This is a genomic window from Ottowia beijingensis, from assembly GCF_013423955.1.
Classification (GTDB): Bacteria; Pseudomonadota; Gammaproteobacteria; order Burkholderiales; family Burkholderiaceae_C; genus Ottowia; species Ottowia beijingensis.
On the sequence record NZ_JACCKX010000003.1, the window covers coordinates 57,791 to 72,003 of the forward strand.

The 14,213-nt window shown below is 65.2% G+C and carries 11 protein-coding genes and 3 pseudogenes; 6 read left to right on the forward strand and 8 right to left on the reverse strand.

Going from position 1 to position 14,213, the window contains the following annotated elements; all coding sequences use genetic code 11:
* Positions 1-131 precede the first annotated feature (131 nt).
* Both H0I39_RS20530 and H0I39_RS20535 read right to left on the reverse strand, forming a co-directional pair.
* Positions 132-1,675, reverse strand: a pseudogene (locus H0I39_RS20530) (IS91-like element ISCR8/ISPps1 family transposase).
* A gap of 398 nt (positions 1,676-2,073) precedes the next feature.
* Positions 2,074-4,988, reverse strand: a pseudogene (locus H0I39_RS20535) (Tn3-like element IS1071 family transposase).
* A 145-nt stretch (positions 4,989-5,133) separates the two neighbouring features.
* On the opposite strand from H0I39_RS20535, the pseudogene H0I39_RS20540 reads away from it, so the two are divergent.
* Positions 5,134-5,667, forward strand: a pseudogene (locus H0I39_RS20540) (Tn3 family transposase); the annotation flags it as partial.
* Positions 5,668-5,809: 142 nt separating this feature from the next.
* Here H0I39_RS20540 and H0I39_RS20545 read toward each other — a convergent pair.
* Both H0I39_RS20545 and H0I39_RS23790 read right to left on the reverse strand, forming a co-directional pair.
* Complete coding sequence (locus H0I39_RS20545; protein ID WP_308645958.1) at positions 5,810-6,214, reverse strand: DUF72 domain-containing protein; 405 nt, start codon at positions 6,212-6,214, stop codon at positions 5,810-5,812.
* Entirely contained in the window at positions 6,109-6,585 is a 477-nt protein-coding gene (locus tag H0I39_RS23790) for a DUF72 domain-containing protein (RefSeq protein ID WP_308645952.1), read from the reverse strand. Before H0I39_RS23790 ends, H0I39_RS20545 begins: the two co-directional genes overlap by 106 nt.
* Before the next feature lie 223 nt (positions 6,586-6,808).
* Here H0I39_RS23790 and H0I39_RS20550 point away from each other — a divergent pair, with 223 nt between their 5' ends.
* The 4 genes from H0I39_RS20550 (at position 6,809) to H0I39_RS20565 (ending at position 10,264) form a co-directional block, all read left to right on the forward strand.
* Entirely contained in the window at positions 6,809-7,474 is a 666-nt protein-coding gene (locus H0I39_RS20550; RefSeq protein ID WP_180551524.1) for an FMN-binding negative transcriptional regulator, read from the forward strand.
* A 3-nt stretch (positions 7,475-7,477) separates the two neighbouring features.
* Positions 7,478-7,723 (forward strand): hypothetical protein, encoded by a 246-nt coding sequence (locus tag H0I39_RS20555; RefSeq protein ID WP_180551523.1) that lies wholly within the window; start codon positions 7,478-7,480, stop codon positions 7,721-7,723.
* An 86-nt stretch (positions 7,724-7,809) separates the two neighbouring features.
* Positions 7,810-9,216, forward strand: a complete 1,407-nt coding sequence (tadA, locus tag H0I39_RS20560) for a tRNA adenosine(34) deaminase TadA (protein WP_180551522.1) — start codon at positions 7,810-7,812, stop codon at positions 9,214-9,216.
* A 67-nt stretch (positions 9,217-9,283) separates the two neighbouring features.
* On the forward strand, positions 9,284-10,264 hold the full coding sequence (locus tag H0I39_RS20565; protein ID WP_180551521.1) for an LD-carboxypeptidase: 981 nt from the start codon (positions 9,284-9,286) through the stop codon (positions 10,262-10,264).
* Between the two features lie 36 nt (positions 10,265-10,300).
* On the opposite strand, the gene H0I39_RS20570 is transcribed toward H0I39_RS20565, so the two are convergent.
* Positions 10,301-10,555 carry a hypothetical protein gene (locus H0I39_RS20570; RefSeq protein ID WP_180551520.1) on the reverse strand — a complete coding sequence of 85 codons (255 nt, stop codon included), beginning with the start codon at positions 10,553-10,555 and terminating at the stop codon, positions 10,301-10,303.
* Positions 10,556-10,905: 350 nt separating this feature from the next.
* Between H0I39_RS20570 and H0I39_RS20575 the strand changes: the two genes are divergently transcribed.
* Complete coding sequence (locus H0I39_RS20575; RefSeq protein WP_180551519.1) at positions 10,906-11,919, forward strand: FHA domain-containing protein; 1,014 nt, start codon at positions 10,906-10,908, stop codon at positions 11,917-11,919.
* A gap of 300 nt (positions 11,920-12,219) precedes the next feature.
* On the opposite strand, the gene H0I39_RS20580 is transcribed toward H0I39_RS20575, so the two are convergent.
* From H0I39_RS20580 to H0I39_RS20590, 3 genes are all read right to left on the reverse strand, one after another.
* Complete coding sequence (locus H0I39_RS20580; RefSeq protein ID WP_180551518.1) at positions 12,220-12,891, reverse strand: ankyrin repeat domain-containing protein; 672 nt, start codon at positions 12,889-12,891, stop codon at positions 12,220-12,222.
* Complete coding sequence (locus H0I39_RS20585) at positions 12,888-13,694, reverse strand: TatD family hydrolase (RefSeq protein WP_180551517.1); 807 nt, start codon at positions 13,692-13,694, stop codon at positions 12,888-12,890. The genes H0I39_RS20580 and H0I39_RS20585 overlap by 4 nt, the downstream gene beginning before the upstream one ends.
* A gap of 124 nt (positions 13,695-13,818) precedes the next feature.
* Positions 13,819-14,196: a PilZ domain-containing protein gene (locus tag H0I39_RS20590; protein ID WP_180551516.1), complete on the reverse strand. Its 378-nt coding sequence runs from the start codon at positions 14,194-14,196 to the stop codon at positions 13,819-13,821.
* Positions 14,197-14,213 lie beyond the last annotated feature (17 nt).

The window sequence follows — 14,213 nt, forward strand, 5'->3', positions numbered from 1 at the left end:
AACACGTTCGGCCAAGGAAGGTTGAGCGCTCGCTTGCCGCTCAATGGCAAGAGCTTGGGAGGCAGTATGCATTTGGGCCTGGCGCGCGCGCAGCTGCTTCCCGCAGCGATGGATACCGCCGCTTCACTGGGTCACCAATTGACGCGCTGGTCTACCTCGTCGGGTTGAGCTGCCAGATCCCAATCCGGCTCGCCTTGCGCACCATCATCCACCGGCGCGTCGCAGCCCTCCCACAGCGGTGGCCCGCGTGCCGGGGTTATGTGCGGTGGCTGCGAGTCCACCCCGATGTGGTTCAGGATGTGGCGGATTTCGGCGCTGTGGGTGATGAAGGCAATGATGCGCATCTGCCCACCGCACATGGGGCACAGCAGCGGAAATGCCTCGTAGATGCGGGCAATCAGCACCGCCCACAAGTAATGCGCCGCTCGCTTCGGGCGTGCTTCAGGTTCGGGTGTGGGTGTGGCCGCGTTGCCCGGCGCCGCCACCCCAGGTACGCCCGCGCCAGGTTGTGCAGTCTCCACCGTGGCTGGTTGCGACGCAGCAGGCTGAGCCAGCGCCGTTACCGCCGCTCTCAGCGGCGAGTTTGGTGCCAGCACACCAAAGTAGCGGTGCCGGTGGGTGCGTGGCGGTGGCACCAGCGCGGCAATGCGGTCGATGAGCTCCAGCGGTGTGAGGTGCAGCTCATCTGCCTTGGCACCACGCTTGTCACTGGTGGGCTCGCTGCGCTGTTTGGCACAGCGGTACACCAGTTTGCTTCCTCTTTGCGTAGGCGCTCCATGGAAAACGGTGGACGCGCGCAATAGCGCAGCAGCCGCTCCAGCGCAGCGCGGTCGTGGGCTTCGATGCAGACACCGGCGTCCACCGAGAAGCCGCTGTGTTTGTAGCCCAGCATGTCTTTGGCGTCACAGTTCTCCAGCAGGCCCCGAGCAACGAAGGCGCGCAGGATGCGTTTTTGCAGTGTGGTCTGCACTGGGGCCACGGTAGCCGCATCGATGCCGGTGGCCGCGTGAAAGATGACACCCGGCGATGAGATTCGAGGGGTCGCATCAGCATCGCCCTCGCCCTCCACTTCCTCAAACACCCCGTCCACCACACAAACGTGGAAGTGGACGTGTTCATTGAGGCTGGAGCCGAATCGGTGAATGAAGGCGATGGCACCGATGTGCAGGCCTGCCTTGTCCATATGGGCCGCACCGGGGCTGTGGGTCTGCAGAGTTTGTGCGATCACCCGCAGAAAGATGCGCAGCACCATGCTCAGCACCGCTCCGTCGCGCTGCATGAAGTACCGAAGCCGCTTGGGAACCGACAGCACCCACTGGCGCACCGGCAGGCGGGGAGACGTGGTCGTTCAGGTGCGCTGCTGTCTCCACCATGCGCCGGGTGGTGCACGAGGGGCAGACTCCCGGCCTTTGCAGGAGAAGGCTACAAAGTAGTCGTGCCCACAGTCGCCGCAGCGAGCGCGGGCAAAGCCATGGGCAAAGATGCCGCACTCAAGATACTTGGCAAACGCTTTGCGCACGAAGGGCTTGGGGGTGTGGTGGTCGCCCTGGCCGTCGAACTGACCCGCGCTGGCCAACTCTAGCCAGGTCTCGTAGTGCTCGGCTACCGTTTGGTAGAGCAGCGTGCGTTCGGGGTGGCGTGGGTTGTAGAGCTTGGGCTTGGAAGTGGCTGACATGAATACTGTACAAATGCACAGTATTCGCCAGGGCCTGGAAATACTGCGCCGAGTCGATCTCGTCGGCCCTGCAAAATTCATCTCGCGGCGCCGACGAGAAGCGCCGGACGTGTAAGAGTAGCGAGTCGACTCGCCGACGCTGCGAGCGCTGACAGCAGCCAAAGCGAGCGCAAAAGGCTGGAGCAATGCCCCGCCGGGCGATGGCACGCAGCAGCCAGCGGATGTCGAAGCCGGCTGCGCACAACACCGCATGCAGGGGTCTCCTCGTTTTCAGTGCAATAAGTGACGGTACGAAAAGCTAGCACTGGCGCGGAGGTGGTGTTGGTAGATCGTTGATTTCATTGACTTTCCTGTTCACTTTCAAATCTGCGATTCGTGGCGTCAAACCGTGGTCGGTTTCATCCATTGGTGCCAGTTATCGATGCATTTGGCCGCGAAGGCAGGATTTGGTCAGCATAGCGGTCAACCGGGAAGCGAAACACACCCCGCAAGTTGATGCTCTCCAGCCTGGTGGGCGCAATCTTCCCGATCAGTTCCGGTGGAATGACCTGGCGGCGGTTCGACCAGCGATCCAGGACCGCCTGCATCTGTGAGGTATTCCACGCCATCACGATGTTGGCCATCAGGCTCAACGCATCGGCCACAGCCTGCATTTCATCGACACGTTTGGCCTGCGCCGGGCTGATCCGGCCGGTATAAATGGCGCGCTTGAGGGCGTTAACAGCCTCGCCCCGATTGAGCACCCGGCGCAACTCGTTCCTGAAAGCGTCCTTGACAAAGTAGTCAGCCAAAAACGCCGTACGCAGCAACCGCCCCAATTGCACGCCAGCCTCATAGATTGGATCGCCCTGGGCGGCAGAACCGAACCGCGCAAGAGCTGCCACCGCACTGGCATGTCCGCTCATGACCGAGGCTGCCAGGTGCACCAGACTATCCCAATGCTTTTCGATCAAAGCGACGTCGACATTGGCTTCGCACACCGCAGCGATTTCTGCGGGCACTTTGGTGCCGCGTGGCACAAAGAGGTGGCGCTGTTTGAGTTCCTTCAACCGCGGGCAAAGATCAAAACCAAGCAAACGGGCATGTGACATGGCAAAGTCGGTGTAGCCATGGGTATCCACAGCAAGCTGGCTGGTCTCCAGCTTTTCTTGGCGGATGACACCTTCAATGGCCACGCCCGCCTGGCGCTCATTGAGCACAAAGGGCTGCGCATGGAAGATGCCCCACCGGTCTTTTACATGGGAGTAGATTCCAATGGAAGGTGTGTTGCGCCGAGGATCAAGCCGGGCTTGCCACACCCGTTTGGTGGTCTCCATGCTCATCATGTCAGAAGATGCCAAATCGGACCGCCCCCAGGTGGCGGCAATCGGGTGTCGCTGCATGAATTCCAGCACAGCCTGGCAGGCCTGGCTCAGACGCCGTTCGTCCCGCGCCCAGCGCATGGCCTGGCGAATGCTGGTGGCAGACAATTGCGGAATCATGCGCGCGCATTCGACCGCAGTCAGACTGGTGCCGTGGGCCATGATGCCGGCATAGACCATCAGCAGCTCGTCGGTAGAGCGCGGCTCACGTCCGAGCATGATCCAGCTAAAGCGCACCTGGGCGTCAACGGCCAGAATCACTTCCGGCAATTGAACCTCACCGATGCGGTGATCCAAAGCCGCGCGCAGCTTGGTCACTTCTGGGTCTTCGTCCTCTGCGGGCAATGGCGACAAATGGAGTTCATCATCCACGCGCAGTACGCCACTGCGGGCTGCAGCGGCCACCGCATCGACACCGGCAGTTACTCTGGCCAGCAAAGGCTTCAAGAAAGTGGCAGCCTTGCTGGGTAACGATAGACGGGCATAGTGTTTCTTGGACTCTGCCTGCCAACGCTCGTCCGTGAAGAACAAGCGCGCACGACCCCGAAAGCTCAGGCTGTGCTCAATCCAGACCGAGCCATTGCGCACCGCGCGGCGCAGGGCAAACAGGGTGGCCACCTCCAACGCCTGAAACGCCCGTTCCCGGTCTGGGCTGGAGATCGAAACCTGCCAGATCATTCCCAGACTTGGTGCCACCACTTCAACTGGCAGCTTTCTGGATCCTTTGAGATATAAAGCTTGCAGCTTGGCAAGGTACTCGATGGCAGGATGCTCGCCGGTGGCCTGCCAGGGCAGCTTTGCAATGGCGACGAGCAACGACCGCACGGGGCGAATTCCATCAATCAATCCCTCGCGGACCAGGGAGGCCCTGCTCGGTGGTTTGCGTTTCTGGGTTTCGGTGATCAAGGCTTCAAGACGGGCACGCAACTCAGCATCTGGCACCGCACCTTGCGCGCTCAAGGCAACAAGTTCGCCGAGCAGCGTTTTGTACATTGCGGCCCAATTGACGGTAGCGGGGACATCGGCGGCAGCCTGACGCCACAGATCGGCGATCCGGCGCTGCACCATAAGGATCAACTGGTCTGTGGTGGTGAACAGGCAATACCGAAGAAAGCATGCGACCTCCACGGTGCGCGCTGGCTCTTTGATCTTGGCTCCGGCTGAGGGCGGCCTGGAGACAAGTCGGCGCGCGTAGCGGCGCAAGATGAGATCGGGGATGTCTGCCAGGTGCTTATGAACGTCCAGCGTGTAAAGCAGGTCGATGCGCTCCAGTACCTCGCTGATTTGGCGGGTTGAGTGTTTCGCCGGTGCAGCCCATAGCCAACTCTGCTGGGTTTGTCCATCTGGGCGCAGCTCTGAAACTGAGGCTCGCCAGCGATCAAGTGTTGCTGGATCAACGCTGGCGGCGATGGCGGTGCCTGTTTCAACTTCAAGCTGGGCAAGTGCCGCCGCAATCAGTGTCCGAATTGCCCGCTCGTGCACGATCACCAGCTTGTTCTTGTACAGCCATTGACGCGCCCGCACGAGTAGCTGATCGCGGTCGGCGCAGCGCGCCACTTCGTCGCGCAGTTCACGTACCAGTGAGCGGCGCTGGTGCTCGCTCATCCACTGGAATCCAAGGACCGTGCAGGCTACTTGTTGGTGATCGAATAGCGTGCGCCCGCGTTCATACATGGCTCTCAGCGAGGCGACTTCTGGTGCTGCAATGCCAAGCTCGTTGCCAAGGTGGCGCCACAAGGCTACTGGAATTACCCGAAAGGCACCGAGCAAACGCCCACTCATGCGCAGGAAACCAATATGGAGCGCCAGACCAAGCTTGTGGGAATCACCTCGGCGTGCATTGATTGCGTCGCGCTCGGCACCATCGAAGGTGAAAAATGCCTTCATCTCGAAGTCGCTGATATCGCGGGGAGCCCACGCATCCCCAAAAACGTTGTGTGCCAACCCTGCATCGTGAACCTCAAAAGTGGGAGGCCACCATACCCGTTTACAAAGCGAACAGGAAAGTCAATGAAATCAACGGTCTACCCAGACCACCCCCGCGCCAGTGCTAGCTTTGCGTACCGTCACTTATTGCACTGAAAACGAGGAGACCCTAGTCTGGTGCACCTGGCAGCCTCGGTCATGAGCGGACATGCCAGTGCGGTGGCAGCTCTTGCGCGGTTCGGTTCTGCCGCCCAGGGCGATCCAATCTATGAGGCTGGCGTGCAATTGGGGCGGTTGCTGCGTACGGCGTTTTTGGCTGACTACTTTGTCAAGGACGCTTTCAGGAACGAGTTGCGCCGGGTGCTCAATCGGGGCGAGGCTGTTAACGCCCTCAAGCGCGCCATTTATACCGGCCGGATCAGCCCGGCGCAGGCCAAACGTGTCGATGAAATGCAGGCTGTGGCCGATGCGTTGAGCCTGATGGCCAACATCGTGATGGCGTGGAATACCTCACAGATGCAGGCGGTCCTGGATCGCTGGTCGAACCGCCGCCAGGTCATTCCACCGGAACTGATCGGGAAGATTGCGCCCACCAGGCTGGAGAGCATCAACTTGCGGGGTGTGTTTCGCTTCCCGGTTGACCGCTATGCTGACCAAATCCTGCCTTCGCGGCCAAATGCATCGATAACTGGCACCAATGGATGAAACCGACCACGGTTTGACGCCACGAATCGCAGATTTGAAAGTGAACAGGAAAGTCAATGAAATCAACGATCTACCAACACCACCTCCGCGCCAGTGCTAGCTTTTCGTACCGTCACTTATTGCACTGAAAACGAGGAGACCCCTAGGTGACACGGTTGCCGCTGGCGGCGCGCGCGGCGCGCAGGGTGCGGGCCAGGTGCGGGGCATGCTCAGGCGCCAGAAAGGCCGCATCCCGCACTTCCAGCGCGATCACGCCGCCGGGGGCAGCGGGTTGCAGGCGGGGCAGGGCAGACAGCAGGGCGCCGATGCGGTCGATCAGCTCGGGCAGGCGCGCCAGCATGTGGCGTGGCAAGGGGCTGATCTGGAACACCAGCGCGCCGATCTTGTCGCCCAGCCCTTCCAGCGCGGGCTGCACGAACTGGCGGATGGCCAGCTCCGTGCTCAGGAAGGCCGGGTTGGGCGCACGGCCGCGGCCGTCTTCGGCGCGCACCTGCGCGTCGCACACCAGCGCAGGCGCCTTGACGACGAAGCGGAAGTGCGCCGGCACCTGGGCGGCATAGCCCGCGTACTGGGTGGCGGTGAGGGGCGGTAGAACGCGCGGTCGAGGCTGACGCTGCGCAGCAGCGGGTGCCGGGCGTAGGCGACCAGGCCGTGCTTCGACAGCGTCGCCTCGGCGTAGTCGCCGCCCCACACCAGCCCGGCCCAGCCGGGAAAGTGCCACGACGAGGTGCCCAGGTGCAGCCCGTGGGGCAGGGCGGCGGCGAGTGTGCGGGTGGCGTCGCCCACGGCGGTGGCCTCAACGCCAGCGCGCGGGCGGCGGGCGGGCCGGGGCGCTGTGGGCTCGGCGGCGGGTGCATCAGCCGGCGCCAGCGGCTCGTCGAACAGGGCGTTCTGCTCGGGCTGGGGCGGTGGCGTCATTGAAGAATCCATCGGGTTGATGCGCTGGGGCTGGCCGCACAGGAGAGCGGCTCACGCGCTCAACCTTGCATTAGGCGATTGGTCACCCTGAAAGAAATTCCGTATGCAGCCTTTATGCCATCGACACCGGCAGCTATCAGGAGCATAGCATCGAACGCTGCCGCGCCGGCGCCGCTTGCCTTGCGCCAGAATCGTGCCTGCGGCCCGATGCCGCACACACGCCATGTACCTGCCCCCTTACTTTGCCAGCCGCGACGCGCGCCTTGCCGCCCGCGTGATGCGCGAGCACCCGTTCGCCAGCCTGATCACCACCGACGACGAGGGCCTGCCCTTCGTCACGCACCTGCCGCTGCACCTGCAGCCCCAGGCATCGCCCGATGGGGAAGACGCGGCGGGCTTCACGCTGCTCGGGCACGTGGCCCGGCCCAACCCGCAGTGGCGCCATCTGCAGGCGCGGCCGCGCGCGGTGGTCAGCTTTCTGGGGCCGCACGCCTACATGTCGCCGCAGGTGTACCCCGATCTGGCGCGCGTGCCGACGTGGAACTACGTCGCCGTGCACTGCACTGTGCAGGCCACCCTGCTGCCGCACAACGATGCGGCGGGCAAGGAGCGCCTGCTCAAATGCCTGATCGGCGACCACGAGCCGGCCTATGCCGCGCAATGGCGCGCGCTGGACGAAGAACTGGCGGGCAAGCTGCTGCAGGGCATCGTCGCGTTCGAGCTGACAGTGACCAGCTGGCAGTGCAAGCTCAAGCTGAACCAGCACCGGAAAGAGTCGCACGCGGCGCTGCACAGCGCCTGTGCCCAGGGCATGCCGAACGAGCGCGCGCTGGCAGGCTGGATGGAGACACTGGGCATGACGGACCGCATCAACCAAGGAGGGAACTGAGCCATGCGCATCTTCGGTTTGCTGGGCCTGGTGGCCGCGCTGGTCATCGTGGGCTTGCTGGCGAAGCAGCAACTGGGCGCCACGCGCGCCAGCGTGCCGGCGCCGCCGCCGCCCGCCGCATCGACCGGTGCCGATGCGCCGCCCGCCACCGTGCGCGACCAGAGCCGGCAGATTCAGCAGCAGTACAAGGAGGCGCTGGACGCCGCCATGAAGGCGCAGCCGCGCGACGTGCCTGACGATGCCCGGTGACGACGTGCGCGCGCGATTTCAAGCCAAATAGGCCTCCAGCGTCCGCCCATCAAGCGCCGGCAGCTATTGATATTGAAGCAACCACCATGCCCGAAGCCGTGCTGACCAACGATGCCGACGCCATGCGTCTGGCGCTGGCCGAAGCCCGGGCCGCCGCCGCCGCGGGCGAGGTGCCGGTGGGCGCCGTGGTGGTGAGGGACGGGCGCATGATCGCCACCGGCCGCAATGCCCCCATCGGCACGCACGACCCGAGCGCGCACGCCGAGATCGTGGCGCTGCGCGCCGCCGCGGCCGCGCTGGGCAACTACCGGCTCGACGGCTGCACCTTGTACGTGACGCTGGAGCCCTGCGCCATGTGCGCCGGCGCCATGCTGCACGCGCGGGTGGGGCGCGTGGTGTACGGCGCGGCCGACCCCAAGACCGGCGCCGCCGGCTCGGTGCTGAACCTGTTTGCCGAACCGCGCCTGAACCACCATACGCAGGTGCAGGGCGGCGTGCTGGCCGATGAATGCGCGGCGCTGCTGCGCGATTTCTTCAAGCCGCGCCGCGTGAACGCCAGCCCCTTGCGCGACGACGCGCTGCGCCCGCCCGACTCGGCGTTCAACAACTTGCCCGGCTACCCGTGGGTGCCGCACTACGTCTGCGATCTGCCGGCGCTGGCCGGCCTGCGCCTGCATTACCTGGACGAAGGCCCGCCCGACGCCCCGCGCACTTGGCTGTGCCTGCACGGCAACCCGGCGTGGAGCTACCTGTGGCGGCACATGATCCCCGTCTTCACCGCTGCCGGCCACCGCGTGGTAGCGCCCGATCTGATCGGCTTCGGCAAGAGCGACAAGCCGAAGAAGGAAGACGCGCACACGTTCAGCTGGCACCGTCAGGTGCTGCTCGAACTCGTCGAGCGGCTGGACCTGCACAACGTGGTGCTGGTGGTGCAGGACTGGGGCGGCCTGCTGGGCCTGACGCTGCCCATGGCAGCGCCCCGGCGCTACGCCGGCCTGCTGGTGATGAACACCACGCTGGCGACGGGTGAGGCGCCGCTGTCGGCGGGCTTTCTGGCCTGGCGCGACTGGTGCGCCAGGAACCCGGCGTTCGACATCGGCCGCCTGCTGGCGCGCGGCAACCCGCAGTTGAGCGCGGCCGAAAGCGCGGCCTACGGCGCGCCGTTCCCGGATGCCGGGCACCGCGCCGCGACGCGCGCGTTTCCGGCCCTGGTGCCCGAGCGGCCGGATGACGACGGCGCGGCCCTCTCGCGCGCCGCGCGCGACTTCTGGCAGCACGACTGGCAGGGCCGCAGCCTGATGGTGATCGGCACGCAAGACCCGGTGCTGGGCGAACCGGTGATGCGCGCGCTGCACGCCGACATCCGTGGTTGCTCCGAACCGTGGCTGCTGCCCGAGGCGGGCCATTTCGTGCCCGAGCATGGTCGCCAGATTGCCGAGCGGGCGCTGCGGCACTTCGCCTCACCGCCGCGTCAGCCGGGCGACGATCTATAATTTTGATAGCTGCCTGCGCAGGACTGGTCTGCGCAAAAGGCCAATTTGATTTGAAAGAAGCCGTGCCATGGCCCATGTCTACGTGTATTCCCCTTCCGGCGCTGTGCGCGACCGCGCGGCTTTCAAGCGCGGTGTGGCGCGGCTCAAGGCGCTGGGGCATGAGGTCGAGGTCGATCCCTCGGCACTGGCCAGCTGGCAGCGCTTTGCCGGCGACGACGACACGCGCCTGGCCGCCATCGGGCGGGCCGCGGCCAGCGGGGCCGATGTGGCGCTCATCTCGCGCGGCGGCTATGGGCTGACGCGCATCCTGGAGCAGATTCCGTACAAGGCCATGGCCCGCGCCATCGAGCGCGGCACGCGCTTTGTCGGCTTCAGCGACTTTACGGTGGTGCAGCTGGCGCTGATGAAGAAGGCCGGCGCCGTCACCTGGGCCGGCCCGGCGGTGTGCGAGGGCTTCGGCGCCACCGATGCCGGCGACGCGGCCGAAGGCCATGGCGGGCTGGGCAGTGCGAACGGGCAGGGCGGCCCCGACGAGATCATGCTGGCCTGCTTCGACGACATGGTCAGCGGCAGCAGCGAAGGCACGGGCTGGCGCCTGCCCGCCGCGGACATCGCCGCGCTGAACGGCAAGGACGGCCTGGTGGCGCGCCAGGCGCCGCTGTGGGGCGGTAACCTGGCGATGGTGCTGTCGCTGCTGGGCACGCCGTGGTGGCCCGAGGTGAAGGGCGGCGTGCTGTTTCTGGAAGACGTGGGTGAGCACCCCTACCGCATCGAACGCATGCTGCTGCAATTGCTGCACGCCGGCGTGCTGGCGCGGCAGAAGCTGATCGTGCTCGGCCAGTTCACCGAATACAGCCTGAGCGTCCATGACAAGGGCTATTCGCTGGCCAAGGTCGTCGCGGAACTGCGCAGCCGGCTGAAGGTGCCCGTGCTCACGGGCCTGCCCTTCGGCCATGTGCCCACCAAGGTGCTGCTGCCCGTGGGACTGCCGGTGGACGTGCTGGTGGAGGGCAGGGAAGCGCTGGTGCTGTGGGGGCACCAGCACTGAACCGCAGCGCAGCCTGCCGCGGCCGGCCGCAGCCGATCAGGCCCGGATCGTGGTGGGGCGCGACACCATGCCCCTGGGCAACATGCCCTCGAACATGGCCGACAGGCTGACCATGCGCGTGCGCGCCACCTGCTCGCCATGCAGGCCGGCGAGGGCGGCCATCAAGTCGGCGCGGGCGTACCACAGCGCCAGGGCATCGCCACCGGCACGAATGCGGCGGGCGACCTGCGGGTATTGCTGCGCGCCGGGATCGCCCAGCATGTCCAGCATGGCCATGCGGATATCTTCCATCCGGTGCGCCAGGCGCTCCGCATCAGGCTCCTGCGGCCTGGACAAGCGGCCATACAGGGCAGACACCCACCCGTGCTTGAACCATCTCATCGGTGTTGTTACCATGAAGTTTCGTTAATAACCAACGGTTACGATCATAGCGAAGCGCTTGTGCTGACGCCACCCTGACGCGGCGGACCAACCACGGATTCCGTGAAAAACAACGCGTTCGCCACCCTGGGCAGCATCATGCTTGGCCCCAAGGGCTGTCGGGTGCTATCATTTTTGAGGCCAATTGCCCGCGGCGAGACAAGGGAATTCCTGCCAATGCAACGGCTTTACATGACCGCTCCCATCGGAAACCAGTCCAGATGAACGTTCGCGCCACCATGGTCTTCATCGACCTCACCGGCAGCACTGCCGCGTATGAAGCGCTCGGGAACGCCCAGGTGGCCGATGTCATCTCCAAGGTGACACAGTGGATCGGCCGTGTGTGCGAGGCCCATGAAGGGCGCACCGTGAAGTTTCTGGGCGATGGCGTGCTGGCGCAGTTCTCGCGCAGTGCCAAGGCTGTCGAATCGGCCATCTTCCTGCAGCAAAGCCACACCGAACGCCTGGAAAAATGGCCCGAGCCGCTGCGCATGCGCCTGAAGATCGGCATGGCCTCCGGCGACGTGGTGCAGCGCGACGACGACGTGTATGGCGACCCGGTGAACCTGGCGGCACGCCTGTCCGACATGGCGGGTGCCAACGGCATCTGGGCAGACGAGGGCGTCATCGCCGAACTGCGCCAGGATCGCGAAGCGGCCGTCAAATCCGGCCACCTCGAACCCGGGGTGATGGACGCGGCGCGTTACCGCTCGCTGGGCATGATCAACGTGCGCGGATTGACCGAGCCCCGGTCGATCTTCCAGATCGAGTGGAGCGAGGATGTCACGACAGACTTGATGACCGTGCGCGGCATGTTGCCCGAGGCGCAACGTGCGGGTGCCGGCAGTGGCGGCAGCATCGCACTGGCCTGGTTCGGCACGACCCGGGTGTTCACGGCCGCACAACTGCCGGTGTTCATCGGGCGCATTCCGGACAGCGGCTTTGTCGTGAAGGACCAGCGGGTGTCGCGCAGCCACGCGCGCCTGGAGTTCATCAACGGTGCCTTCGTGCTGACCGACCTGAGCAGCTTCGGCACCTGGGTGCGTTTCAGCGAGAACCCCGACGCCGAAGTCCAGCTGCGGCGCAACGACTGCGTTCTGCACTCGACCGGCGAGATCGCACTGGGTGCGTCTTTCAGCGACTTCAGCGCGCCAGTGGTGGCGTTCAACGTCAGCTCCGGCGATTCAGCAGGCCAGGGGCCGTATCTGTTCGATGACGCGAGCGCAGCAATTTAGGTAGAGACCCAGATTGATCCTGCTTCACCTCGTTTATTATTAACATAATGCACATCGTATGAAGTGAAGCCACCGCGTCGGCCACCCGGCCACGTGGTGCAAAGCCGCGTCGAGCGAAGCCGCAAGCTGCGCGCCATGTACCGATCACTCGGCGGGTCGCGGGCCGACTGCGCGAAGCATCTTCACGTCACCGAGCGGTGTTTACGTAACCGGGAAGCTGGTCGCCACGCCATCCCGTTCGCGGCCTTCCGGCTGCTGCGCATCAGCTTAGTGCTTAGTGGTCTGCGCGCCGTCCGGCAATCACCACTGTCCGCGCGGCCCTTGCTTCTGCTGCGACCAGCGCAGCGCCGTTTCCATCAGTTCCACCGAATCGCGGCGCTCGGCGCGGCGGGCGAAGTCGAGGGCGCTCAAGCCTTTCTGGTTGCGCATGTGGATGTCGGCGCCGGCTTCGATGAGCAGTTTGACGGCTTCCGGCGTGCCGTACGACGCGGCCATCATCAGCGGCGTGGTGCCGTTGGGCGATTGAGCGTCGATGAAGGCGTGCTCTTCGAGCAGCAGGCGCATGATGTCCAGATGACCGCCGGTGGCGGCGTAATGCAGCGGTGTCCAGCCGGGTTTGTTGACGTCGGCATCCCTGGCGATCAGCTGCCGCGCCAGATCGAGGTGGCCCTTCAGCGCGGCCATCATCAGCGGGCTTTCGTCCGTGGCGTTGCGGGTTTCGGGTTTCAGCCGCGGCGAATCGATCAGCAGCCTGGCCACACGCAGCGAGCCTTCCTGCAGCGCCATGTACAGGCCCGGCACGCCCTTTTCGTCCTTGGTGTTGGGGTCGACCCCGCTGGCCAGCAGGCTGCGCATGGCGACGTCGTTGTCCTGCTTGATGGCGCGGAAGAAGGCGCCGGAATCGGCCAGGGCGGCGACGGTGAACAGGCCGAATGCGACGGCAGTGATGCTCTTGCGGACGTTGCGGATCATGATGAAACCCTCGGAAACAAGCGGGTGAAATTGGCGCTGGTGATCTCGCCGATGCGTTCGACCGTGGTGCCGCGCAGCTCGGCCAGGCGCGCAGCCACGTGCGGCACGTAGGCCGGCGTGTTGACCTTGCCGCGGTAAGGCACCGGCGCCAGGTAGGGTGCGTCGGTTTCGATCAGCAGGCGATCATCGGGCACCAGCGCGGCCACCTCGTGCAGTTCGCGGGCGTTCTTGAAGGTGACGATGCCCGACAGCGACACGTAGAAGCCCAGGTCCAGCGCGGCGCGGGCCACCTCGCGCGTTTCGGTGAAGCAATGAAACACGCCGCCGGCACTGCCGGGGCCGCCCTCCTCGCCCTCTTCCTTCAGGATGCCGAGCGTGTCTTCGGACGCCGCGCGCGTGTGTATGACCAGCGGCACGCCGGCCTGCCGTGCGGCGCGGATGTGGGTGCGGAAACGCTCGCGCTGCCATGCCAGGTCGGCAATGCTGCGGCCGCCCTTGCGCTCTTCCATCTGGTAGTAATCCAGGCCGGTCTCGCCCACCGCCACCACGCGCGGCAGGCGGGTGGCGGCCACCAGTTCATCGACGCTCGGCTCGTGCACGTCCTCGCTGTCGGGGTGCACGCCGGCCGTGGCCCAGAAGTTGTCGTAGCGCGCGGCCAGCGCCTGCACCGACGGAAACTCCTCCATCGTGGTGCTGATGCACAAGGCGCGCGTGACTTGCGCAGCGGCCATGGCGGCGCGCAGTCCGGCCATGTCGCCCGCCAGTTCGGGGAATGTCAGGTGGCAGTGGGAATCGGTGAACATGCACAAGGCCAAGCGGCCGAACCCGTCGGCGCGCTGGCAGAAAAATGACTGATTTCGATGCTAGCACCGCCCATGCAGGCGCGCTGTCGGCGCGAGCCGCGTCCGGCCGGCCGCAGCCCCCGCGTCAGATGGTCTGCGTCGGTCGGTCCGAGCTCAGTGCGGAGCCGAGAATCTGCTCGATCTTGACCTTGAGCTGCTCCGACTTCTCGTCTTTCGGAAAGCGGATGCCCACGCCCTGCGTGCGGTTGCCGGTCGCGCGCGCCGGGGTGATCCAGGCCACCTTGCCGGCCACCGGGTAGCGCTGCGGGTCGTCCGGCAGCGTGATCAGCACGTACACGTCGTCGCCCAGTTTGTGATCGCGCGCCGAGGGAATGAAGATGCCCCCTTCCGCGAACATCGGGATGTAGGCTGCGTACAGCGCCGCCTTTTCCTTGATCGCCAGCTGGATGACGCTGGGTCGGGGCGTGGACAGGGCGGCGTTCTGGCTCGGGCTGGTGGACATGACGGTGCAAAAGGGGT